This window comes from Pseudomonas tolaasii NCPPB 2192 (assembly GCF_002813445.1).
In the GTDB taxonomy this organism is placed as follows: Bacteria; Pseudomonadota; Gammaproteobacteria; order Pseudomonadales; family Pseudomonadaceae; genus Aquipseudomonas; species Aquipseudomonas tolaasii.
On record NZ_PHHD01000001.1, the window covers coordinates 4,050,042 to 4,071,804 of the forward strand.

Sequence of the window (21,763 nt, forward strand, 5' to 3'; positions counted from 1 at the left end):
GGTAAACCGTTAAGGGCGAAAAGGCATGACTGAATCCACCCGCAACGCCGATGTCTTGATCATCGGCGGCGGCTTGAGCGGCACGATGCTGGCGGTGCAATTGCTGCGCCTGCCGGGGCAGCGGAAGATCCTGGTGATTGAGCCGCGCGCCGAACTCGGTCGTGGCGAGGCCTACAGCGCCGTTGAGTTGGGCCACACGCTCAATGGCAACGCTGCACGCATGAGCGTTGACCCGGACAACGCCGATGATTTGACCCAATGGCTGACCGACTACATCGGCGCCGGCGGCTGGCCGGAATCGGACCAGCAGCACGTGCCCATCAGCGAACTGTTCCCGCCACGCGGGATTTTCGGCCTGTACGCCCAGCAACGTCTGGCCGAGGCCAAGGCGCTGTCCGCGTCCACTGTCGAGCATGTCCGCGCTGAAGTCATCGATTTGCACGTGGGCGAGACGTTCACCGTTGTGACCCTCGATAACGGCCAGCAGTTGCGGGGTGCGCATGCGGTATTGGCCACGGGCATGTTCCCGGCGGCGCGCACACCGCAGACCGAATCCAGCGGCTTGAACGCCGCGGCGGTCGACCCGTGGGACGTCAAGGCCATGGCCCGGATTGACCCGCAGGCGCCGGTGCTGATTATCGGTTCCGGGCTGACCATGGTGGATGCCGTGGTGTCGCTTGAGCAGGCCGGCCATCGCGGACCCATCGAGATTTTTTCGCGCCACGGGCTGTTGCCCCACGTGCGTCGCCAGCCGCCGGCCTGGGTCGATTTTCTCGCCGAAGACCACCGCCTGCGCAGCCCGCGGCAACTGCTGCGTGAAGTGCGCCGCCAATGCCGCCTTGCCCAGGCGCAGGGCATCGATTGGCAAGCGCCGCTGGATACCGTGCGCGCGCACATCGGGCGGTTGTGGAGCCAGGCCAGCGAGCGGGAGAAGCGCCAGTTCGTGCGCCATGTACGGCCGTGGTGGGAAAGCCATCACCACCGTTCACCGCCCTTGAGCGCGCAATTGGTGGCGCGTTTGCACGGGGAAGGACGCTTGCGGATTCAGGCGGCCTCGTTCAAGGGGTTAATACCTTCGCCGCAGGGCGTGACCATTCGCTTGCGCTACCGGGGCGAGCAAGCGGTGAGTGAGGTGTCCGGTGCGGCGCTGATCAATTCCAGCGGCATCGAATACGACTGGCGCCGCGTGGCCCGACCCTTGCCGCAGCAGTTGCTCAAACACGGGTTGATCAGGCCCGGGCCGCTGGCGCTGGGTATCGAAGCGGATAAGTCGGGGGCGGTGCTGGATGCGCAGGGCCAGGTCAGCCGGCGCTTGTTTGCAATGGGGCCGCCGTTGCGGGGTATGTGGTGGGAGAGCACCGCGGTCACTGATGTAGCGCTCCAGGCCAAGGCACTCGCCGCCACGCTCACGCAACTCTAACTGTGGGAGCTGGCTTGCCTGCGATAGCGGACCGTCAGCTAAAACAACAGTGGCTGACCCACCGCCATCGCAGGCAAGCCAGCTCCCACAATGGTTTTGTGTTGCTGGCAAAGCTCTGCGACGGACCCGGCAACAGAGATATTTCCGGCTCCGCAGCTCCCCTGTGGGAGCTGTCGAGCCCCGGCGAGGCTGCGATGGCGGCGGTATGGGCGATATCTGTTTTGGCCGTGCCACCGCTATCGCAGGCAAGCCAGCTCTCACAGGAGGGTGGTGTTTCAGCCGCCAACCTTCACGAAGCCGGGTTTGAGGCCGAAGACTTCGACGCCCTGTGGCGTCGATTGGCCGGTTGTCACCTTGACCCGTTCAACGGCTTTATCCATCGCCTCCCGATACTCCACTTCACCTCCGATGATCGCTTGCGCCGGCACCACCATCGCCTGCTCATTGTTATACGTCACGATCGTCAACCGCGCGCTCATGCCCAGCCGCACCCGCTGCAGCTGTTGCGGCGTGAGCGCCGGTATCGACAGGGTCACCGGAAATTGCGCGCTGCCCTGGCTGTCGCTGGCGATCGCCAGGCCGCTGACCACGCTGACCGAACCGCTCAGCCGCTCGCCATCAAAACCGTCGCCCATCACCTCGACCGCCTGGCCCTGATGCAACTGGTTGATGTCCAGTTCCGAGACCTTGGCGACGATTTTCAGCCGTTCGATATTCGCCAGGCCAAACAGCACCTGGCCCTGGCCGACCTTGCTGCCGGCCTGCACCGGCGCGCTGGTGTTGCCGCCATTTTGCGGTGAGCTGTTGCTGCCGGGGGCTGGCACCACGATGCCGGAGAACGGCGCCTTGACGTCCTTGCCGTCGAGCAGTTTGCGCAGCGCGTCATACTTTACGTTAGCGTTGGTCAGCTCCATCTCGGCGATCTGGCGGTATTCGCCTTTGCCCTGATCCTGTGCCTGTTGCAGCTCGCTGCGCGCCGAGGCCAGGTCGAGTTGCTGTTGCTGGGCCTGTTGCTTGAGGTCATCGAGCTCGTTGCGCGGGATGATGCCGCGTTTAAACAGGTTTTCGCTCTCGGTGAGTTTGCGCTGGGTGTTGCCGGCGGTCATTTCGGTGGTGCGCAGGCTGCGGCGCGCACGGGTCACGGTGGGGCTGCTGTCCCAGTCCTGCATTTCCTGCACGGTACGCCGCGCCTTGAGCTGCACGGACAGCGCGTCGCGCAGCTGCACTTCGAGGGTGGACGGGTCCATGCGCAGCAGCACCTGGCCGGCCTCGACCCGCTGGCCCTGTTCCACCAGATTGGCCAGCACGTTGCCGTCAAACGGCGCGGTCAGAATCAGCGTGGTGTCGGGCTCGATCTTGCCCACCAGGCCGATCTGATGCACCAGCGCGTCGGGCTTTACCGCCAGCCATTGTTCGGCCGCCGGCGCCTGGCCGGTGGCGGGGCTGCGCAGGGCCAGGCCGGCACCTGCCAGCAGCACCAGCACAGCGGCCAGCAGGTATTTCCTGTTAGTAGTCATTGAGGGCGATTTCCCAACTTTCCAGCGTCATGCCCAGGGTCAAGTCGAGCTGGGTCTGGGCGTTCAAATAAGCGATCAGCGCGTTGAGCTGTGCGTTTTCGGCGTTGCGCAGGTCAGTCTCGAAACTCAGCACCTGGAAGTTGCTGGAGCGCCCGGCGCTGAGTTTTTCCCGCTCGATTTCAATCTTGCGCCGCGACAGCTCCACCGCGCGCTGCGAGATTTCATACTGGCGCCAGCGCGTGCCGAGGTCGCGCACCACATCGTTGACGTTGCGCTCCAGCTCCTGGCGCGCGTCGGTGATGCGCACCTCCTGGTCTTCCACGTTCACCCGCGCCCGCACTTCGGCCTGGCGGGTGCTGATGTCGCCGATGGGAATCTGCACCTGCACTCCGGCGTAACTGTTCCAGCTGCGGCTGTTGGTGTTGCCGTTGTCATTATTGTAGGCATCGCGCACCTGGTTGGCGCCGGCCACCAGGTCCACCTGCCAGCGCCCGGAGTCCTTGGCGATCACCAGGTTGAGGTCGGCCTGCTGGCTGCCGAGCAGGGCGGCGAGGTATTCCGGTTGCTGGGTTTGCGCAAGATTGAAGGCTTGGCGCTTGTCGATGTTCATCGGCTTGGCTTCCAGCGCTTCGCTGGCACGGATCGGCGTCGACAGGTCCAGCGCCAGCAGGCGCAAGAGCGCCAGGCGGCTGGTGTCGAGCTGGTTTTGCGCTTCTTCCACGCCGAGTTGTTGGGTGGCCATATCGGCTTCGGTCTGCACGATTTCGAATTCGGCCATGCGCCCCGAAGCGATCAGCGCCTTGTTCACTTCCAATAACGTGCCGGAACGCTTGAGGGCGTCCTGCACGATGCTCAGTTGCTCCTGGGCGCGCAGCAATTCGCGGTAAGTGGCGATGATCTGGCTGATGGTCTGCGCCACGGTGGCCTTGAGGTTCAGGCGATTGGCCTGTTCCGACAGCCGCGACAGGCGCAATGGCGCGGTGGTGGCGTCCCAGCCGGCGCCGCGCATCAGTGGCTGGATCAACGCCAGGTCCAGGCCGTCGCTGCGGTAGCGGCCCGCGCGGTCGGCGTTGTTCAGTTGCTGGGTCCAGGCCATGCTCAGGCGGGTGCCGTATTCGCCGAGCAGCGTGGCATTCGGCGCCAGGTTGGCGTTGCGCGAGTTGTCGGCCGAGCCACGGCTGTTGCGGTAATAGCTGTTCAGCGTGAGCTTGGGGTTGAAGGTGTCTTCGGCCACCCGCAGGTCGAATTTCTGCGCCACGCGCTGCAGGTACGCGCTGCGGATGGCCGGGTTGTTGCGCAGGCCCAGGTACACCGCGTCGCCGAGGGTCAGGGTGGTGACTTGGGCGTTCAGGGAAACACTGCGGTCGTACCCGCTGCGTGTGGTGCTGGGCGCCGACGGGTGGATTACCACGTCGGCGGCGGCCACGGGCAGGCTTGTCAGCGCGAGCACCAGCAGCCATTTATTCATCGCGCAAAGCCTCCACCGGTTGTAGCCGCGAGGCCGAGACCGCCGGGTAGATGCCGAAGAACAAACCCACCAGTAACGTGCTGCCCACCCCCAATGGCAGCGCGGCGGCGGCCAGGGCAAATGCCCAGCCCGATAGCCAGGCGTAAAGCCACGCGGCCGTCATGCCCAGCACCGCACCGCACAGGGCGCCGACGGCGGTGAGCGTGACGGCTTCGAGCAAAAACAGGTTACGGATATCCCGCTGGCGCGCGCCGAGTGCCATGCGAATGCCGATTTCACGGCGGCGTTCCGACACGTTCATCAACATCACGTTCATTACCCCAACGCCGCCGCCCACCAGGGAAATCGCCCCCAGGGCCAGCAATAAATAGGCGAACGTGCGGCTTTGCCGGGTCATGCCGTCGATCATTTGCTGGGGCACCTGAATGTCCACGTCGTGGTCGGTGAGCTGGCTTTTCAGGGCAGCGGCGGCGTCGTGTGCCAGGCGTTCCATGTCCTGATCGGGCCTGGCGCGGATGATCACGTTGCCGATTTGCGGAGTGGGGTAGATACGGCGCATGCCCTCGGCGGGAATGAACAGCGATTCGTTGGCCTGCACCGGCATCAGCATCGCGCGGGGCTGGTTGTGCAAAATGCCCACCACCAGAAACAGGTAGTCATTGATGCGCACGCGATCGCCGAGTTGCAGCGGGTCCCCCGGTGCGCTCAGGGCCTGGGCGACTTGATCGCCAATCACGCCGTAGGTTTCATTGGCGTCAAACGCGCTCAGGAACCGCCCTTCACGCAGGTTCAGGCGCATGGCCTCTTTGATGCCCGGCGTGCTGCCGACAAAGTTGGCGTTGGCGGTGCGGCCATGGAACACGATGGGCCCGCTGAACAGGCTGAGCGCACCCAGATGCGCGATGCCCGGCACCGCCTGGCGCACGGCGTCAAGGTCGAGGCGGGTGCGCATGGGGGTGTTGCTGCCGCCCTTGGCCGGGAATTGCGCGATGAGGGTGTCGGTGCCCATGTCCTTGAAAATCAGCGCCGCGTCCACGGCGGCGTTATGCCCGATATTGATCAACGCCACCACCGATGAGCTGCCGATCACGATGCCCAGCAGCGCCAGCACCGAGCGCTTGCCGAGGGTGCGCAAACTGACGAGGGCTTCATGCAGCAGTTGGCTCAGGCTCTGTTCGACCCGCAGGCTCATGGGCGCGCAGCCTCATGCACCGCGCCATTGCGCACCAGAATCTTGCGCTCCAGGCGCTCGGCGATGTGCGGGTCGTGGGTGACGATAATCAGCGTGACCTGCTGCTCGCGGTTCAGCGCCAGCAGCAAGTCCATGATCTCCTGGGCCGTGCTGCTGTCGAGGTTGCCGGTGGGTTCGTCGGCCAGAATCACCGAGGGCTTGCCCACCAGCGCGCGGGCAATGGCGACGCGCTGGCGCTGGCCACCGGACAGGTCGGCAGGGCGGTGGTGCGCGCGTTCGGCCAGGCCCACCTGTTCGAGCATGCGTTGCGCCTGTTCCACCGACTCATGGCGCGACACCCCGCGATAACTCAGGGGCAACGCCACATTGTCCAGGGCGCTGAGGCGCGGCAGCAGGTTGAAGCTCTGGAACACGAAACCAATCTGCTGATTGCGGATGGCCGCCAGCTCATCCGGGCTCGCGTTGAAAATGTCATGGCCGGCGAAGTGGTATTGGCCGCCGTTGGGCAAGTCCAGCAAGCCGAGGATGTTGAGCAGGGTGCTTTTGCCGGAGCCGGACGCACCGAGAATGCCGCAGCTGTCGCCACGGGCGATGTTCAGGCAAACGTCATTGAGAATGGACAGGTGCTGCCCGGCCAGCTGATAGCTTTTGCCGATGCCTTGCAGGGAGATCAAGCCTGGGTGCGCGGGGTTCTCTGTCATCATGACTACGCCTGCAGTCTCGACGGTACCGTCCAACCCCGGTAAAGCTTTGTAACAAGTTCGGGAGCTGCCTGGTACGTGTCACGGACTGGTTTTATTTCTTGTTTTTAAAATATTGTTTGAATAGTACCCGCGTTCAAGGGGCTTCGCCAGCCGTGGATGTAGAGCGGTTTTACCCTTTGAAACGAATTTTTGGCGGTGCGCTGCAGTCACCCGTCAATGCCTCGCGCCAGTCTCCATGTGCCCGGTTACACGGGGTTTTGATGATATGGCGGTGTGTCACTACTTGCTTTCAACAGGCTGCCCCGGTATAAAAAATCAAATTATTTTTTAAAACAATATTTCCCCCGTGGAACTCTTTATGGTCGCGAAGAAACTCAGCGCTCCAAACGTTACCAAGACTCGACTGCTGGATGCGACAGAGGCTCTCTTCATCAAATACGGCTACGACGCCGTGCTGCTGCGGCAGATTACCGAGCGGGCCCAGGTGAACCTGGCCGCCGTGAATTACCACTTCGGGGACAAGGATTCCCTGATGAAAACCCTGTTGATGCAGCGCCTGGAACCCCTCAACGAGCAGCGCCTTGAGTTGCTCGCGCGCTGCGAAGCCGAATCCGACGGCCCCCTCGACTGCGATACGTTACTGGGTGTGCTGTTCGCCCCGGCGATGGGCCTGGAGCGCAGCGACCCGGCCAGCGGGGAAGGGCGCTCCTTCATCCGTTTCCTTGGCCGCGTGTACAGCGACACCTCACCGTTTATTCAGGAATACCTCAAGGTGCATTACCAGCCGGTGTTCCAGCGCTTCTTCGAAGCCTTCGCCCTGGCCCTGCCGGACCTGCCGCGCAACGAACTGGGGGTGCGCCTGCAATTTGCCCTCAAGGCGATTTCCGGCGTGATGGCCGGCACCGAACTGCGCCTGCTGATGAACTCCATGAGCCTCGGTCGCCCGGCGACGGATGCTGAGGTGATGGCCAAGCTGATCACCCTGGTGTCGGCGGCGATTCGAGTACCGCAGCAAAGCCCCGAAGCGGAAACTGCGCTGGCCAAAGTGCTCGACACCCAGCGCGCCATTCGCGAAAAAACGGCGCTGCCCGTCACTGCCAAGGCGTAAAGCCTACCCACCCCATTGACGAGTGGGCTCCGTGGCTGTGGCGAGCGGGCTTGCCCTAATGCCAGTCAGTTAAGGGCGAACGCTGTACCTGTGGCGAGGGAGCTTGCTCCCGCTGGACTGCGCAGCAGTCCCAGGCTTTTTAAACAAAGAGCAGGGGCCGCTTCGCGGCCCAGCGGGAGCAAGCTCCCTCGCCACAGGAAGCCTGGCCACCACAAGAGCCGTTCAATTTATCGCCCCGCTGACACCAAATCCCAGCCAAAAAAAAGCCCGCTGGGGCGGCGGGCTTGATGTGCAACGTTTGTAACGGATGAGGCTTCACCCTACGTCTGCGGATGTGAATAAATCGTGAAAAAATTGTAGGAAAAAGGGTGGTGGGCACGAGATTCGCGATGGCTTTCATGTCGGCTAACTGTGCCCTTGCTTCTACCACTCGTCGTCACTGTCAATTCTGACAGTAGATTCAAATATCGCCTCAGGCGCCTTATTTACCTTGCCCGTCGCGCGATAGTTCGCGTGCCAAAACCCAGCAAGGTGACTGCTATGTCTACTGTGCCCCCTCCCTATGATGATCTTCCTTCCGACCCCTACTCGGCTTACCCCACGACCGACTTGACCAAGACCAAATTCCCGGAATTATCTACAGAAGGACTCGGGCGGCGTGGTTTATGGCCCTTTGCAACCTTCTTAATTGACGCTTGGCATGAGTGGAGTCCCCGAGATTACTACGGTTTTCGTTTGGGCGACCTGACCAAGCCTAGTGCGTCCGGAGAGGCGGATACCCTGCAGAAACAATACTCCGTTAACGTCAGGAGCGAATTAATTCCTGAGGGGGACAATGATTATTTTGCCCGAGTTGTGCGCGTCGGCAGTTTGCAGGAGAGCCGTTCGGCCACTAAAAAAATTCTGTGCAAACAAACTATTCCAGGTGGTGAAGACCGCAGAATCTGGGAGCCCTGGCACAGTGGCTACTTTATGTGGCTCAGGGATCTGACTGAAGGCGACATCCTAAATCCAACGGTTGTTCAAAATGGAATTTGGGTTGTGATTCAGCCTTATCTGAACATACGCAAGAATGACGTCATCATGATCTATGTCGATGGCATTCTGTTTGAATATGTTGTAAGCCCCGCTGAAGCCGCAAGTAAAAAACCTCTCGAAATCTGCATACCGGCAGCCCTCTTTGATCAAATTTCTTTATTCGGACCAATAGGTATTGTTTTTACGGTTGTAGACGTAGTGGGAAATAAACCGCAAGGGAAATATTGGCTTTCCAAGCCCATCATGCTTTTGAGTGAAATGAAACCTGGTGTGCTGGATAATCCGATTTTCACGCTGGACGGTAATGAGTCCAATCAAGTGGACCTCGATACGCTAGTCAGCACCATAGTCTGTGCGGTAGTTGTCAGTTTGCCTCGTCGACCGCCAGCTGCTCCATTGCGTAACCAGGTCGTGGTGATTTTTGAAACTACCGCGGGGGAAAACAAGACCTCCATCGTACGATTGCCGGCCGTTCCCGATAGGAATTTGAGAGGGGAGACGGTCCCTGTGAACAATGCCCTCTTCAAGGAATTGGCGGGTAGCCGTGTGCGGATATGGTTCGAGTGGCTGAGCCCTGCTGGAGCGGTGCTGGAAACGTCGCCCAGCTATTTGGTGACGGTATTCGGCACGCCAACATTGATGCCGGCTTTATCGCTTGTTCCGTTTTTGGCGGGAGTTGTTCCGCCGGATACTGATGTTCAAGCGACTGTTCCAACCTACACGCCTCACGATTCGACGTGGCTGGAAACGGTGAAGTGCGAAAGGATGGACCCAGTTGGCGGTGGTGATCTCGTCACTTTCAAACAATTGGCGGGCACACAGGGTGGTGTCCGTCAGTTGTCCAAGACCTCTCTCAATAGGTTTCAAGATAAAGGTATCTTTCAGGTTTATTACGAGACCGATAACGGCACCGGCAGTTCCTCAGCCATTCGTCAATCGGAAAAACTCGATATGGAGATTGGTACTCAAGTTGCAGACTTGACCCCTATCGAAATTGAACATGCGAAATCAGGAAATATTGACCTTGCTGATGTAAAAGGTCCTGAAACATTGATGTTCATTACCTACGACGGTACGGTTAACGGCGACGAAGTGCATGTGAACGTGATAGGGAAGGATCCGCAGAGTTCGTTCGCCACCGTCATAAAAGTTACCAAAGCAACTGAAGGCCCAACCTTTACGACTCTGGGAATTCCTTTGTCGTTAAGTGTGCTCAACAGTAATCTTGATGGCAGCATCCGTGTCAGCTACGCCGTGATGACGCCGGGCTCACCGCCCACTCGCTTGGTCTCGCAGGTGCGTGACTACACCATCGGCGTACCGGTGGTTCTGAAAACGCTTAAAATACTTGAAGCCAATGCATCCGCTGCGACGATTGCGCCGACGAATGTACTTAACGGCGCCACCCTTGTAATAGATTACTCGCAGAAACGTGTAGACGATGTGCTCCGTTGGAAGTGGAATGGTCAGTATGACGTGAGCAAAGTCGAGGGAGAGATAAAGGTCAGTTCGGCGGCTGCAAGCATCACAGTGGCCATCCCGAGTGAGATTGTAGCGATGGGCCTGCGTCCTGATGGTAATGGCATTACCGTCAGTTGCGAACTGATACGTGGGCAAACTCGCTACGCCTTCGACGACTTGAAACTGGTGCTACTGCCTCTCGCTTCCTTGCCAACAGTGAGGATCAGCGGGTTTGGGAGCGCGACCGTGTTGCCGGTCAGCCAACTGACCGCTACAACGGTGATTGAGATAGAACCGTGGGAGTTCATGTTCATTGGGCAACCGGTATGGATGACGTGCACGGGAACTCGGGCGGATGGCGCAAGTTACGCTAACACTATTCTGATTGCGTATAAGGTGACCGCCAAAGATCTTGTCAGCGGTATATCGGTGCTTGTGCCTCTGGCGGATATGAATACGTTGCAGGACGGATCATCGTTAAGGATCGAGGGTTCGGTCAGTTTTCCGGGCATTGCCAGTCCGCAAACAGCGACACCGTTTGGCACAGCGAACTACTTAATCCAGCAACTGCCTGCGGTGTTGGCACACCCAACCCTTAATGGTATTTCAAGCACTGCACAGACTGTTACGGTTGATCCATTGACAATTCAAAGTAAAGTCAGTGCGACGGTTGCCTACGCGGGTATGCTCGTAACTGACGTTATTACGATGCAGTGGATTCAATGGGACGGCACTCAGATTCCTTTAACGCTCAAAGGGGCGACGAGTGGATCGGTAGTTTTTGATTTTACGTCGAGCCAGGTGCTGCATAATAGTGTCAATAGCGTGGTGCAATTAAAGTACTCGATTGTGCGTAACGGCAAAACGACCTCGTCCAATGTGCAAACAGTCAATGTGAGTACGATCGCTGCACCGAACATGCCGAGGCCTCTTATCAATAATCTGGCGAGTGGTGCAACTTTCCATATAAACAGCCTTACGGCAGATGCACTGTTAACACTGCCGAAATGGCCTTTAAGTAAAGCAGGACAGCGTGTATGGATAACCCTGACGTGTGCGGGCCAGACGCTTGCTATTAGAAGTGCCCATGCAATCACTGCTGCGGAAGCGTCAAATGGTTTAGTAAATATACCGGTGTCGCGTAACTGGTTGTTAGGGTTGCCCGTCAACGGTGTTCTATCAATCACGGGTTGGGTTATGTATGACGGTAGTGCTATTCATACAAGGCCAGTGGCTTTTCAGTCGGCAAGCTATACGGCGAATACCAGGTTGCGGCCGCCTGTTATTACTCATGTGCTTGTAGCCGCATCGGGTAGAGGCGTAGCTAATGGAGGGTCGGTTGCCGCGGCGGAGGGGAGTGCTCTTGTTGTCCATGGCACCTGTGAATCCCGTCCTTATTTTCGACAAATTCGAATGGGCCCCCATGATGCCGGAGGCTATCTACTGAACATTCCCGCTGGAACTACCGTTTGGCAAACTTGGGCAGCCTTCAGTGGGTGGCCAAGTCCCCAAGATCACTATGCTGTAGAGGACTCAGACAGAGGTGTGATTTCCGCCTACCATAGAATATTCAGAGTTTAATTAAACATAAGCCCTCCCTGCATTGGGGCATTGCGGAATATTAAGGACAGTTCTGCCAAAGGTAGACTGTCCTTTTATCCACTCATATTTTCCAAAAACTTGCCGTCTTCGCCAACCGCCCTCGCATCCCCTCCACATTCCCCACCAACTGCACCGTCAACAACCGATACCCATCCATCGCACTCTGCACCGGCGCCTCCAACCCACTCTCGTCGACAACTGGCGAAGCACTCCTTTCCAGCCTTTCAGTAACCCCCGACTTCAACGCCCGCGCCATCCCCACCAGTTGCACCCGAATCTGCCGATGCTCCGCCTTCAACAGCATCTGCATCCTTGCCATCGCCTGCTCATCCCGTGGATCCGGCCGCGTATTACCCAAAATCTCCAACGTGCTGATACACATCCGCAAATGCCGCTGGATGGCATCCAGCTCATTCATGGAAATCTTCACCTCCTTGGACACCGACGGCATCAACGAGCGCAGTTGCAGCATGGCGGCGTTGAGGCGGTTGAGCAGTTTGAGGTGTTCGTCATCGGTGACCGACTGGCCGCTGATGATGCGGCTATAGATGGCGGCGCAGTCGCGCAGGGCGCTGGCCAGGTTGTAGCGCCACGAGTACACGGCATACAACGGCAGGGCGAAGGAGAAGGCCAGGGCCAATACGATGCCGATCAGAATATCGACCGTACGCCACAGCCCGTCCGACAGCGGGTTGTCGCCGTGGCCTGCGACGATAAACACGGTGATCGCTGACAGCAGCGCGATGTAGCCGCCTTTGCCGATGGCGTGATACGAGAAAAACCCGCACACGATGGACATCAGCAGGTAGGTCAGCAGCGGCTGGCCGAGCCACGCCTGTTGCGCCACGATGGCCAGGCCCACGCTGGCGCCGATCAGGGTGCCGTAGGCGCGTTCCACGGCTTTTTTGCCGATATTGCCGTGGTGCTGCAGGCCGCCGATCACGATCAGCATGGTCACCGAGGCCCATTCGCCGTGGGGCAGGTTAATGCCGGTGGTGAGCAGGATGGTCGCGAGCAGGCCGATGGACACGCGCACGGCGTGGATCAGCTTGGCGTGGCGGTAGCGGCGGTAGGGGTCCAGCAGGGGGCGCAGCAGGCGCCGGGCGAAGAGGGGGAGGTTCATCGGTATTAAGGTGGCCTCGGTGGTCAGGGGTGAACTCGGTTTGAAGTGTGGGAGCAGGCTTTCGCAGGCAAGCCAGCCCCCACCTATTTAGAAAATGTAGTCCGTGGTCAAAAAGCTCGAGTCACGGTTGCGCAAGATGTCGCTGACCAACGCCTTGTTGCTCTCCTGGAACTTGGTCGCCACCAGGGTGCGGATCGAAAACACGCGCAAGGCGTCATGCACCGACAGCGTACCCTCGGCCGAGTTTTTACGGCCGTTGAACGGAAAGGTGTCCGGCCCACGCTGGCACTGGGCGTTGATGTTGATGCGGCCGACCTGGTTGGCGAAGGTGTCCACCAGCCGGCCGACTTCCACGGCGTTGGTGCCAAAGATGCTCAACTGCTGGCCGAAGTCCGAATCCAGCACATAGTCGATGACCGTCTCCACGTCCCGATAAGGCACGATCGGCACCACCGGGCCGAACTGCTCCTCGTGGTACACGCGCATCTGCGGGTTCACCGGGTACAGCACCGCCGGATAGAAAAACGAGCCGCGGCTTTCAGCGCCATGCTCATTCACCACCCTGGCGCCATGCTGCGCGGCGTCAGCCACCAGGCTGTTGAGGTAGTCCACCTTGCCGACTTCCGGCAGTGGCGTCAGCGCCACGCCGTCTTCCCACGGCATGCCGGGTTTCAACGTGGTGAGCTTTTGGTTGAATTTCTCGATGAAGCTTGCGACCACATCTTCATGCACAAACAGGATTTTCAACGCCGTGCAACGTTGGCCGTTGAACGACAGCGAGCCGGTAACGGCCTCGCTCACGGCATTGTCCAGGTCCACTTCGGGCAGCACGATACCGGGGTTTTTTGCGTCCAGGCCCAGCGCGGCGCGCAGGCGGTGGGGTTTGGGATGCAGTTTTTTCAGGTCGCTGGCGGCTTTGTTGGTGCCGATAAACGCGAAGATGTCGATTTTACCGCTGGCCATCAGCGCGCTGACGGTCTCGCGGCCGCTGCCGTAGATCACGTTGATCACGCCGGCCGGGAAGCTGTCGCGGAAGGCCTCCAGCAACGGGCGAATCAGCAGCACGCCGAGCTTGGCCGGTTTGAATACCACGGTGTTGCCCATGATCAACGCCGGAATCAGCGTGGTAAACGTTTCGTTCAAGGGGTAGTTGTAGGGGCCCATGCACAGCGAAACGCCCAGCGGCACGCGGCGGATTTGCCCGAGGGTGTCCTGTTCCAGTTCGAAGCGGCTGGAGCGACGGTCGAGTTCCTTCAACGCATTGATGGTGTCGGTGATGTAGTCGCAGGTGCGGTCGAATTCTTTCTGCGAGTCTTTGAGGTTTTTGCCGATCTCCCACATCAGCAGCTTGACCACCGCGTCGCGCTGTTCGCGCATGCGCCGCAAAAAGGCTTCAACGTGCTGGATGCGGTCGGCCACGCGCATCGTCGGCCATTCGCCCTGGCCACGGTCGTAGGCGCGCACGGCGGCGTCGAGGGCGGTGAGGGCGGTGTCGGCGTCCAGCAACGGCGTGCTGCCGATGTGCACGCGCTCGTCGCCAAACTGCACCGGGCTTTGCACCTTGGCCAATGGGCCGTTCCACACGTGCAACTGGCCGTCGACCAGGTAATCACGCTGTTCAATCGGCGCTCCCAACCGGAATTGCTCGGGCACTTCGGCGGCGGAGGCGGGAAACAGCTGGGCGAGCAGGTTGCTGGTGGTCATGTTGCTACCCCTGGAATAGTTGCAAAACATGACTAGAGAGTCACCCAACAACAGGCTCTATGGCAAGGCTTGCGCGCTTTCTTGTACGCCTGCGGGTAAACTGCGCGGCTTTTCAGAAGGAGTTCACATGAGTCAGTACCAGCCGGGCATTCTTGCCGCACCGGTGCCGTTGCAGGCACGCCACCTGTTTTTTGCCGTGGAAGACCAGGCTGCCGTGCCCGCCGTGCTGGACGCACTGGTGACGTTGGCGGACTCGGCTGCAGTGGTCGGTTTCGGTGAACCGCTGGTCAACGCGTTGGGTGCTCAGGTAGCCGGGCTGCGCACATTCCCTGCCGTCAGCGGGCCGGGCGCGCACAACCCGTCCACCCAACAGGCGCTGTGGGTGTGGTTGCACGGGGTGGATCGCGGTGAGCTGCTATTGCGCAGCCGCGCATTTGAAAAGGCCCTGGCCCCGGCGTTTCGCCTGGTGCAGATGACCGAAGGTTTCCGCTACAAGACCGGTTTCGACCTTACCGACTATGAAGACGGCACCGAAAACCCCCACGACGACGCCGCCGTGGAAGCCGCGTTGACCGACAGCGGCGCCAGCTTTGCCGCCATCCAGCAATGGCAGCACGACCTTGACGGCTTCGCCGCATTGCCTGCCCAGGAGCGCGATCACATCATCGGCCGTCGTCATGGCGACAACGAAGAACTGGACGACGCCCCCGAATCGGCCCACACCAAACGCACTGCCCAAGAGAGCTTCACGCCCGAGGCGTTTGTGGTACGCCGCTCGATGCCGTGGGCCGAAAACGGCCAGGCGGGGTTGATGTTCCTTGCGTTTGGCCACTCGTTCGATGCGTTCGAAGCGCAACTGCGGCGTATGAGCGGGCTGGAAGATGGGATTGTCGATGGTTTGTACCGTATCAGCACACCGTTGACCGGCGGCTACTACTGGTGCCCGCCGGTGAAGGATGGGCATCTGGATTTGAGTGCGCTCGCCATTACACCGCAGATATAAAAGGTGTGAGCTGGCAAGCCAGCTCACACAGGTTTTAGGTCAGGCGCAGGCCAGGTTCGCCCGTGCGCTGTGCACCTTTTTTGCACTGCCTGCCGAGATTCCACGGGTGTACCCGGTCAAGTGTGGGAGGCGGCTTGCCAGCGATAGCGGTCTACCCGCAATAGACAGGCAAACTGACACACCGCCATCGCAGGCAAGCCAGCTCCCACAGTTGATCGGTGTGGTTGTCAGATCACCCCGCACACCAACCGCTCACCCCCGCCACCCAGGGGTTTGGGCATGTCGGAGTGGTTGTCGCCACCGGCGTGAATCATCAGCGCGCGGCCTTTGATCTGGTCGAGGGTTTTCAGGCGCGGTGCCAGCACCGGGTTGGTGGAGGTGCCGTCCATGCTTACGTACAGCGCGGGCAGGTCGCCCAGGTGGCCGTTGGCGTAAGGGCCCAGATGCTTGCCGGTTTTTTCCGGGTCGAAGTGGCCGCCGGCGGCGAGGGCCGCGACTTTCACACCGTCTTTTACGCCCGCTTCACAGCTGCCGTTTTCATGGATATGAAAGCCGTGCACACCGGCAGGAAGGGATTTGAGGTCAGGGGTGAAGATCAGGCCGTAGGCTGATTCGCTGATGGTCACGCGGCCCACCGGCTGCGGCGCGCCATCGGCGCTCACCAGGCTGACCGGTACTTGCAGCGAAGCCGCGTGTGCGGTGCCGACCGCAAGAAGACTGAGCAGGCCGAGCAGAACGGAGCGATTCATAAAAAGAGTTCCTGATAGTTATGAGTGTTGGGCAGTCTCAGGAACTACAACGATTGGGCCGCGCCGATCATTCCGTTGGAAAAAACATATTTTTCCAACGGAATAACCCTCGCGTATCAGCTGTTTTGCATATCGATCCGCAGGGGCTGCATGGGCGCAAAAAACGGCATTGACGCCGCCCCCCGGCAGTGGCGGCAACCGTACACGCCCAGCACCACGGGCTCCTTCACAATCGGCGCGGGTGCCTGTTCGAACCAGGTAGGCGCGACAAACCGGTAGCCCTGGCCCGCCGCCGTGGCGATATAGGACGAATCGTCGTCGCCCAGGGCGCGGCGCAGGGTCTTGATCTGCGTGCGCAGGTTGCATTCTTCCACCACCAGCCGTGGCCAGGCGATGTCGAGCAATTCGGTTTTCTCTATAAGCTCGCCAGGCCGCGAGGCCAGGGCGACCAACAGGGTCAGGGCGCGATTGCCCACGGCCACGGGTTGCCCGTGTTTGAGCAGCAGATGACGTTTGGGCAGCAGTTTGAACGGGCCGAAGTGGATCTCAAAGGAAGCGTCATCGGTAAGGTGGCTGCGAGTCGAGTACGTCATGTCATTAAACCTTTATGCGTTGAAAACACAGCCCGGCGTGGCTCCCTATCGCGCCGGGCTGCCAGGGAGGGTCAGGTGTTGATCGCGGGGATCGGGTCTGCCGGGTAATCGCCGTCCATGGTCGGGCCACCGGTCAAACCGTATTGCTGCAGCACCGGGGCCAGTTGTCCGTAAAACGCGTCTTGCGCCTTGCCATGGGCGTCCGCCAGAGCGAATGGCAGGAACGCACTGCCGATGCCGCCGAGAATCGCCGCTGCACCGCCAAGAATGCCGCCAATGGTGCCGGCCACTGCGCCGACTTCCGTGGCCCCGTACAGGCCGGCACCGGCTTCCACCAGGCTGGCCACGGCTGCACCGGTGCCGAGAACGCCGGTGGCGACCGAGAAACTGCCGGTGAGGTAGTCACCTTTTTTCAGCGAGTCCACGCCACCGATGATGCCGATCACGCCGCCGATAATGCCGCCGGCCGAACCGATGACCTTGCCCGCTGTGCCGATGTTGGCAATCTGCTGCGGCGACAACGGGCCTTTGCCTACCGGCACCTTGCCGGGGAAATCACCAATGCCGCCGCCGTCCGGGCGGTTGACCCAGGTGATGCCGTAACCGGCCTCCTTGGCGTATTTGGTGCCGCCTTCGAGCAGCAGCCCGGCAAATTGCAGGCCGGCCGACACTCGGTTGGCATCCGCCACCGGCGTGGTGCTGCCGCTGGCCGAGCGCGCCATCAGCACGCCGCTCATCAACACCGCGCTACCGATGTGCAGCAGGCCCTGTTTGAAGGCCGGGCTGACGTCGCCGAACTTCATGCCTTCGATGGCCTTGGGCAGCGCGTCGGCGATCTTGTCGCCCTGGCGGCCGATGTCCCACACCGAGCGCAGCATCGACACCACTTGCGCCGGGTCGATCTTGCCGCCGTCGGCGGTGGTGAACATCTCCGGGTCTTTCTGCTGGGCGTCGTTGATCGCTGCCGTGACTTTGGCTTCGTCGAAGTTGCCGTTGCCATCGCCGAGGGTGACATTGAGGGTGTCATTGGTGGCGCCGCCGAGCAGTGCGTCGCCGAGGTTTTCGTTGAAGTTGACCTGCAGGGTCGCCGCGTCATCCGCCGTGGCCTTGTCGCCCAGGAAGGCCTGGGTCGATGCGGTACTTGCCGCGAAACTGCTGGCCGCCACAGTCGGGTCCATGCCACCGGCCACGGCGTCGGTGAAGGCTTTGCCGGTGACCAGTTCGTTTTTGTAGTAGCTCAGGATCGCGTCGCTCTGCCCGCTATTGGCGGCGATTTTGCTCAGGTCCACATTGCCGTTGCCGCCCAGCGCCAGGTTGGCGATGCCAGCGTCGTTGGCGGCGTTCTGCAGGCCCATGCCCATGTCGATCTGTTTGCCGTTCTGGTCCTTGGCATTGAGGTTGTCATTGAGGTTCTTGCCGGACTCGATGCTGTCGGCGAAATAGTTCTGCATCGCGACCTTCAGGGTCGGGTCGCTGCCGACGATATCGCTCAACGCGGGGCCACGGTTGTTCGCCAGAAAACCTTGCACGTCCGGGTCGGCCGACAGGGTCTCGATGCCGCTTTGCAGCTGCGCCTTGATCTTGTCCTCATTGGGGTTCAGGCCCCAGTTGGGCGAGGTGTACTTGTCCATCAAGCCTTCGTTGCCCACATAGTCACTGACCAGCACGCGCGTCTGTGCGTCGGTCAGTTGCACCAGCACGGCGGCTTTCTGCTCGCCGGTGTAGTTCTGCGGGTTGGCCAGCACATCGGCGGTGAGCTTGGAGGTGTCCACACCGGCCACGGCATCGCGGGTGGCCGCGCCGTCGAGGAAGGTCAGAGTGTCGCTGTCGGTTTTCGGCGCCTGTTTTTCCAGCCAGTTGCCGATGTTGTCGCGGGTGCCGATGTTGTCCGATTTGCCGGTGGCCGGGTTGTCGCCGCCGGTTTCCAGGGCGTGGAACATACCGGGGCGCGACCACATGGCGGCAGCGCCGGTCAGCTCGCTGCTCAGGGCCGAATCACTGCCCAGGGCTTGCAGGTTGTCGGGGCGGATCATGCCGTCGTTGCTGCGCTGGTTGTCACCGGGGCGCATGACGGTGCCCGAGCTGGCGACCAGGCTTTCGTTGGCCATCAGGATCGCGGCGGACTTGGCGTTGGCCTTGGCCAGGTCGCCGGGGTTGCTGCCCATGAAGCTGCCGAAGGATTTGCACGCCGCGCCGACATCGCTGTTCATGTTGCCGATCAAGTGGTCGACGTCGGAATGGGTGATCACGTTATCGGCCTTGCCGCGACCACCGCTGTCCAGCGCGGCCATCAGGTTCGGGCTGCTCGCCACGTACTTGAGCACCGCCTGGGCTTCGGGCGGCAGGGTGGTCGGCGGGTTGGCGAAGTCGATGGGCGCGCCATGCAGGCCCCACGCATCCCAGTTCTGCGAGAGCAATTGCGCGGCGGCGCGCGGGCGGTTCAGGTCGAGTTCTTCTTTGGTCGGCGTGCCGCTGGTGTTGCCGGTGATGGTGTCCCAATCCTTGGCGCCGGACACGCCAAAGGACGAGTTATCGATCCACGAGGTGTCCGAGGTACCCGCCGCGCCGGTGGTGCCGGCGTAGAGTTTGGCCATTTGGTCGTACAGGGCCGGGGTGATGTCCTGGGACACGATCACCTTGTCGCCGGCACCTGTGGTGTAGCGGATCAGCCCTGGGCCGACCTCTTCGGGCGGGCCGACGGCGACGGTCGGGTCCATGGTCTCGTTCGGGCCCGCGAGGCGGTAGCCTTCGGACAAACTGGTGTCGATGGCGCCCAGTTTGGTGAAGTCGCCGCTGACCTGATCGAACAGTTGTGGGGTGTCTTTCTGGCTGACCACGATTTTGTCGCCGGAAGTGGTCTCGTAGCGAATCAACCCGGGACCCAGTTCGGTCGGGCTGCCGATCGCCTTGTAGTTACCCAGGCCCGGCGCCACGGTGCTGGCGTCGGCTTCGGTGTAACCGGCGGCTTTGCTGTCGGCCAGGTTTTTTTCAAAACCGGCGTCGGTTTGTTGGGCGTTGTATTGATCCACCAGGGTTTCGAAGAGCCTCGGGTTATCGATCTGCTTGAGCGTTACCGGCTTGTCACTGCCCAGCGGCGTGTAGATGATGGTGTTGTTCACCGGGGCCTGGACGTTTTGATAGGGCAGGGGAATCGAGGGGCCGCGCAGCTTGGAGGGGTCGAAGGCAGGCTGGTTGACGGCAGTGAACAACGCGGTTTCGAATTTCTTCTGGGGGCCGTCCGTGCCCTTGCTCTCGGCCGGATCAAGGCCACTCGGAATCGCAGTCATGGATCACCTGGAAGTTGTTTTATATATGAAAGCCCCTGCACTAAGGCTTTCGGCTATTAGTGCAACTGTACTAATCGGGCGTGCGAAATTAGTTGGTTACCGGCAGTAAGGCCGCTCGCGCCGAGGTATGAAACGCGATGATTAAGTCGCTTTTGTTACAAATTGAAATATCTGAAAAGTTGGGCAAAGGGCTATTAGCGAAAAATGTGAAGTCGATACGAAAAAACCTGTGAAGTGAGGCCTCGATGCCCGTCAAAATCCGCCTGCATTGTTCAGTGCTGCAGCCGGCACCGACGCGAAAGCCTCGTAAATCGTGGCGTTCAGCGTGTCCTTGTTTTTTGAAAAAAGTTCAACGCCCGCAAAGAGATGAGATTTTTTCAACGCCAGGTTGAGCCAAACCTTTCACACCTCTCGTCTGAAACGTTTCACAAGCTTTCACAGCGAAGGCGTTTTGATCGTGAGTAGTATGGAACCCATGCAAACCAACGGCGGTTCGAAAGCTCACTGTCTGACGTTTTGGGCATTCACCGGTTTGCATACTTTCAGCTTGCTGTTGCGCAACTGAATAACTTCCCTATCGATGCAAGGAGATGAACATGGCTGATGTCCCACCAGTAAAAGCAGGCGGCGCCGACGACGCTATCGCGAAGATGGAAGCGACCTTCAACATGGCTATCGAGAAGTCGGCCAAGATCACCGAAATCAGCACCGCGAAAAAAGCTGAGCTCGACGCCACCAAACAGCGTCCGCAGAACTGATTTGCCAAACGGGCGGCGCCGGCGCTGCCCGTTTACCCATCGCTTGTCGCTTGAAACACCACTGTTTGAAAAACGTTGCACCGTTGTTGATCCACGCAGGCGTGCATGCGGCCTGTGATTCTCAAGGGGGCAAACCCGAACATGACAGCCTTGATTTCCTTGGGCCCGGTCGCCGGTATTGGCGCACCGACCCTGACTGTGACCGGCGGTTTGCACCAGGGCAGTTCCCTGGTGCTCGACCAGCCCGTCTACACCATCGGCGCGGACCTCGCTGCCGACCTGGTACTCAGCGATCCCGGCATTGCCGGCCTGCACCTGCGCCTGCGTTTTTTTGAAGGTGGCCAGGTGGCGGTCGAAGCGTTGGGCGGTGACGTACTGCTCAGCGCCAATGTGCGCATCCCCCAGGGCAGCGGGCATCGCGCGCGCTTGCCTTTGCAGCTGCGTATCGGCACGGCGGGCGTAAGCCTGGCGCTGCCTGAAGGCGCAGAAAAACCCGTCGCCGCACCGCGCAAATTGACGCCCTGGATCGTGGCGGGAGCCTTGTTGTTCCTGTGCGCGGGCGCGTTGGCCTTTCGCGGTGAGACGCCGCTGGCTTCGGCGGCCAGCGTGGCTGAAGTGCCCGCCGTTAAAAAACCTTCCCGCGAACAGGCCAAGGCCTGGTTCGAGCAACAGTTGCAGGCGGCCCGTCTGGATGACATCAAAGTCAGCAACCTAAATGGCCAGCTCAGTGCGACCGGCACCTTCGAGCAATCGCAAAAACCGCAGTGGGTGGCGCTGCAACAGGCCTTCGACCAGCGTTACGGGCAGCAGATCGTGCTCAACCCGAAAGTGGCGGTGCGCGCGGATGCGGCACGGCCGCGGGTGCGCTTCCAGGCGGTCTGGTTCGGCACCAATCCTTATGTGATCAACGACAGCGGCAAGCGCCTGTACCCCGGCGCGGCGCTGGCGGACAACTGGGTGCTGGAGCGCATCGAGAATAACCAGGTGGTTCTCGCCCGAGGCGAGGAGCGCTTTACCTTCACGTTATGACCACGCT

Annotated in this window: 15 protein-coding genes; 6 read left to right on the top strand and 9 right to left on the bottom strand. The window is 60.5% G+C overall.

From position 1 onward, the window contains the following. Window positions 1-25 precede the first annotated feature (25 nt). Complete coding sequence (locus ATI14_RS18845; RefSeq protein WP_016969646.1) at window positions 26-1,420, top strand: FAD/NAD(P)-binding protein; 1,395 nt, start codon at window positions 26-28, stop codon at window positions 1,418-1,420. Between the two features lie 275 nt (window positions 1,421-1,695). Here the strand turns inward: ATI14_RS18845 and ATI14_RS18850 are convergent, their stop codons facing one another. From ATI14_RS18850 to ATI14_RS18865, 4 genes are read right to left on the bottom strand one after another with little or no spacing between them, the layout of a single operon-like run. Next, window positions 1,696-2,937 carry an efflux RND transporter periplasmic adaptor subunit gene (locus ATI14_RS18850; RefSeq protein ID WP_016969647.1) on the bottom strand — a complete coding sequence of 414 codons (1,242 nt, stop codon included), beginning with the start codon at window positions 2,935-2,937 and terminating at the stop codon, window positions 1,696-1,698. Next, the gene (locus tag ATI14_RS18855) at window positions 2,927-4,405 is read right to left on the bottom strand and encodes a TolC family protein (RefSeq protein ID WP_016969648.1); all 1,479 of its coding nucleotides are present in this window, start codon (window positions 4,403-4,405) and stop codon (window positions 2,927-2,929) included. Before ATI14_RS18855 ends, ATI14_RS18850 begins: the two co-directional genes overlap by 11 nt. Beyond that, window positions 4,398-5,597: an ABC transporter permease gene (locus ATI14_RS18860; RefSeq protein ID WP_016969649.1), complete on the bottom strand. Its 1,200-nt coding sequence runs from the start codon at window positions 5,595-5,597 to the stop codon at window positions 4,398-4,400. Before ATI14_RS18860 ends, ATI14_RS18855 begins: the two co-directional genes overlap by 8 nt. Continuing rightward, window positions 5,594-6,301, bottom strand: a complete 708-nt coding sequence (locus ATI14_RS18865) for an ABC transporter ATP-binding protein (RefSeq protein ID WP_016969650.1) — start codon at window positions 6,299-6,301, stop codon at window positions 5,594-5,596. The genes ATI14_RS18860 and ATI14_RS18865 overlap by 4 nt, the downstream gene beginning before the upstream one ends. A gap of 358 nt (window positions 6,302-6,659) precedes the next feature. Between ATI14_RS18865 and ATI14_RS18870 the strand changes: the two genes are divergently transcribed. Continuing rightward, window positions 6,660-7,409, top strand: coding sequence for a TetR/AcrR family transcriptional regulator (locus ATI14_RS18870; RefSeq protein ID WP_016969027.1), 750 nt, complete (start codon window positions 6,660-6,662; stop codon window positions 7,407-7,409). A gap of 540 nt (window positions 7,410-7,949) precedes the next feature. Further along, window positions 7,950-11,489 carry a hypothetical protein gene (locus ATI14_RS18880; RefSeq protein ID WP_016969026.1) on the top strand — a complete coding sequence of 1,180 codons (3,540 nt, stop codon included), beginning with the start codon at window positions 7,950-7,952 and terminating at the stop codon, window positions 11,487-11,489. 82 nt (window positions 11,490-11,571) lie between these two features. Here ATI14_RS18880 and ATI14_RS18885 read toward each other — a convergent pair whose 3' ends face one another. Together ATI14_RS18885 and ATI14_RS18890 are read right to left on the bottom strand one after the other, a co-directional pair. Then, window positions 11,572-12,633 carry an FUSC family protein gene (locus ATI14_RS18885; protein ID WP_016969025.1) on the bottom strand — a complete coding sequence of 354 codons (1,062 nt, stop codon included), beginning with the start codon at window positions 12,631-12,633 and terminating at the stop codon, window positions 11,572-11,574. Between the two features lie 87 nt (window positions 12,634-12,720). Then, complete coding sequence (locus ATI14_RS18890; RefSeq protein WP_016969024.1) at window positions 12,721-14,337, bottom strand: NADP-dependent glyceraldehyde-3-phosphate dehydrogenase; 1,617 nt, start codon at window positions 14,335-14,337, stop codon at window positions 12,721-12,723. Between the two features lie 127 nt (window positions 14,338-14,464). Here ATI14_RS18890 and ATI14_RS18895 point away from each other — a divergent pair, with 127 nt between their 5' ends. Further along, entirely contained in the window at window positions 14,465-15,340 is an 876-nt protein-coding gene (locus tag ATI14_RS18895) for a Dyp-type peroxidase (RefSeq protein WP_016969023.1), read from the top strand. 227 nt (window positions 15,341-15,567) lie between these two features. On the opposite strand, the gene sodC is transcribed toward ATI14_RS18895, so the two are convergent. From sodC to ATI14_RS18910, 3 genes are all read right to left on the bottom strand, one after another. Beyond that, window positions 15,568-16,089 carry a superoxide dismutase family protein gene (sodC, locus tag ATI14_RS18900; protein WP_016969022.1) on the bottom strand — a complete coding sequence of 174 codons (522 nt, stop codon included), beginning with the start codon at window positions 16,087-16,089 and terminating at the stop codon, window positions 15,568-15,570. Between the two features lie 116 nt (window positions 16,090-16,205). Further along, on the bottom strand, window positions 16,206-16,682 hold the full coding sequence (locus ATI14_RS18905) for a winged helix-turn-helix domain-containing protein (RefSeq protein ID WP_016969021.1): 477 nt from the start codon (window positions 16,680-16,682) through the stop codon (window positions 16,206-16,208). 71 nt (window positions 16,683-16,753) lie between these two features. Beyond that, window positions 16,754-19,969, bottom strand: a complete 3,216-nt coding sequence (locus ATI14_RS18910) for a type III effector HrpK domain-containing protein (protein WP_080519987.1) — start codon at window positions 19,967-19,969, stop codon at window positions 16,754-16,756. Window positions 19,970-20,565: 596 nt separating this feature from the next. On the opposite strand from ATI14_RS18910, the gene ATI14_RS31430 reads away from it, so the two are divergent. After that, the gene (locus ATI14_RS31430) at window positions 20,566-20,727 is read left to right on the top strand and encodes a hypothetical protein (protein ID WP_016969018.1); all 162 of its coding nucleotides are present in this window, start codon (window positions 20,566-20,568) and stop codon (window positions 20,725-20,727) included. Window positions 20,728-20,868: 141 nt separating this feature from the next. Next, window positions 20,869-21,756, top strand: a complete 888-nt coding sequence (locus ATI14_RS18915) for a SctD/MshK family protein (RefSeq protein WP_016969017.1) — start codon at window positions 20,869-20,871, stop codon at window positions 21,754-21,756. The last annotated feature ends 7 nt before the right edge of the window (window positions 21,757-21,763 follow it).